At 72.6% G+C, this 2638-nt stretch carries 3 protein-coding genes; all 3 read left to right on the top strand.

All coding sequences use genetic code 11. From position 1 onward, the window contains the following. Positions 1-1321 (top strand): cytochrome c oxidase accessory protein CcoG (gene ccoG, locus VI238_RS12580; protein WP_331651864.1); only part of this gene is annotated, 1321 nt, incomplete at its 5' end. Continuing rightward, complete coding sequence (locus VI238_RS12575) at positions 1318-1545, top strand: hypothetical protein (RefSeq protein WP_331651862.1); 228 nt, start codon at positions 1318-1320, stop codon at positions 1543-1545. The genes ccoG and VI238_RS12575, both read left to right, overlap by 4 nt. Positions 1546-1549: 4 nt before the next feature. After that, a partial coding sequence (locus VI238_RS12570; protein WP_331651860.1) for a heavy metal translocating P-type ATPase metal-binding domain-containing protein occupies positions 1550-2638 on the top strand: 1089 nt, incomplete at its 3' end.

Raw genomic sequence — 2638 nt, 5'->3', positions numbered from 1 at the left:
CGGCCGTTTCCAGCGCCTGCGCATCGCCGCGGTGTTCTGGTTGCTCGGCATGTTCTACGCGTTCCCGTGGATCAGCATCGGCGGGCAGCAGCTCGTGCTGTTCGACCTGCCGGCGCGCCGCTTCCACGTGTTCGGCCTCACGTTCTGGCCGCAGGACTTCTACCTGCTCACGCTCCTGCTCATCATCGCCGCGCTGAGCCTGTTCTTCTTCACCGCGCTCGCGGGCCGGCTCTGGTGCGGCTACGCCTGCCCGCAGACCGTGTGGACCGAAGTGTTCCTCTGGATCGAGCGGCGCATCGAGGGCGACCGCAACGCACGCATGCGGCTCGACAAGGAGCCGTGGGGCCGCGTCAAGCTCGTGCGCAAGGCGGCCAAGCACGTCGCGTGGGTCGTGTTCGCGCTGTGGACCGGCTTCACCTTCGTCGGCTTCTTCACCCCGATCCGCGAACTCGGCGCCGAAGTCGTGCAGCTGCGCCTCGGCGGCTGGGAGACGTTCTGGATCCTGTTCTATTCGTTCGCGACCTGGGGCAACGCGGGCATGCTGCGCGAGCAGGTGTGCAAGTACATGTGCCCGTACGCGCGCTTCCAGAGCGCGATGTTCGACCGCGACACGCTCGTGATCAGCTACGACATCGGCCGCGGCGAGCCGCGCGGGCACCGCTCGCGCGCCCAACTGCGCAGCGTCGACGCCGCCGCGAGCCGGGCGCTCGGCGACTGCATCGACTGCCGCGCCTGCGTGCAGGTCTGCCCGACCGGGATCGACATCCGCGACGGGCTGCAGATCGACTGCATCGCATGCGCCGCGTGCATCGACGCCTGCGACGCGGTCATGGACAAGGTCGGCCTCGCGCGCGGCCTGATCCGCTACACGACCGAGAACGAGCTCGCGGGCAAGCCGCGCCACATCCTGCGCCCGCGCGTGTTCCTGTATGCCGGCGTGCTGTGCGCGCTCGTCGCCGCATTCGCGTGGGGCGTCGCCGCGCGCGCGCCGCTGATCGCCGAAGTGCTGCACGATCGCAACGCGCTGTTCCGCACCGTCGCGGCCGGCGCGATCGAGAACGGCTACGCGGTCAAGCTCGCCAACAAGGCCGACCACGCGGTTGCGCTGAGCCTGCGCGCCGATACGCCGCTGCCGCTGCGCACGGTCGGCAGCGCGAGCGTGTCGCTCGACCCGGGCGAAGTGTTCTCGCTGCCGCTGACCCTGCGCGCCGACCGCGGCACGGTGCACGGGCGCAACCCGCTCACGATCGTCGTCGTCGCCGCGGACGGCCGCGAGCTCGCGCGCGCGAAGGCGCAGTTCTTCGCCCCGGAGGCCCCATGAACGCCCGATGCGAATCCGCTCCCGCGACCCCGATGCGCTGGTATCGCGTCGGCGAAGTCTGGCTCATGCTCGTGCTGCTCGGCAGCACCGTGGTCGGCTCGCTGTCGCTCGTCGTCACCGCCGTGCGCCATCCGGACACGCACATCGTCGTGCCGAACGACGCGCCGCGGCCGAGCCACCAGCCGCCGGCGCGGCCGCCCGCGCCGGCGAAGCCGTCGCGCTGACGCGATGTCCGGCCCCTGCTTCCACTGCGGCGAACCGATCGGCGAAGGCGAACCGCTGCTCGCGACGATCGGGGCGCGCACGCACCCGGTCTGCTGCATCGGCTGCCGTGCCGCGGTCGAGTGGATCGACGGCCTCGGCCTGGCCGACTACTACCGCTTGCGCGAAGGCGCCGGCGAGCGCGCCGCGCCCGCGGACGACTTCGCCGAATGGGACCGCCCGCGCCTCGCGCGCCGGCACGTGCGCGAACTCGCCGAGGATCGCGCCGAGGCGACGGTGCTCGTCGAGGGCATGCGCTGCGCGGCTTGCGCCTGGCTGATCGAGCGCGCGCTCGGCCGCTGCGACGGCGTCGGCGAGGCGTTCGTGTCGCCGCTCGTGCAGCGCGTGCGCATCGTGTTCGATCCGCGCCGCACGCGCCTGTCCGCGCTGCTGCGCGCGCTCGCGCGACTCGGCTACCGGCCGCATCCGCTCGAGGGCGACCGGATCGACGCGCTGCGCACGCGCGAGCGACGCGCGGCGATGAAGCGCCTCGTCGTCGCCGGCTTCGGCGCGATGCAGGCGATGATGTACGCGGTCGCGCTGTACGCGGGCGCGTTCGACGGCATCGATCCGAGCGTGCACGCGTTCCTGCGCTGGATGGGCATGCTCGTGGCGACGCCGGTGGTGCTGTATGCGGCGCGACCGTTCTTCGCCGGCGCGCTGCGCGAATGGCGCGCGCGCCGCCTGTCGATGGACACGCCGGTCGCGCTCGCGGTCGGCGCGATCTATGCCGGCAGCGTCGTCGCGACCATGCGCGGCGGCGGCGAGGTCTACTTCGATTCGGTCAGCATGTTCGTGTTCCTGCTGCTGCTCGGCCGTTACGTCGAGCTGCGTGCGCGCCAGCGCGCGGGCGAGGTCGCCGACGCGCTCGTGCGGCTGCAGCCCGCGACGGCCGAACGGCTCGTCGACGGCGCCTGCGAGACGGTCGGCGTGCACGAACTCGAGCCGGGCCACGTCGTGCGCGTCGGGGCGGGCGCGACGATTCCCGCCGACGGCGTGCTGCGCAGCGCGCGCTGCCGCGTCGACGAGTCGCTGCTGACCGGCGAATCGGCGGCG

Source organism: Dokdonella sp., from assembly GCF_036518555.1.
Classification (GTDB): domain Bacteria; phylum Pseudomonadota; class Gammaproteobacteria; order Xanthomonadales; family Rhodanobacteraceae; genus Dokdonella_A.
The sequence above is the reverse complement of the archived record's forward strand: the minus strand, read 5'-3'. Positions and strand labels throughout refer to the sequence as shown.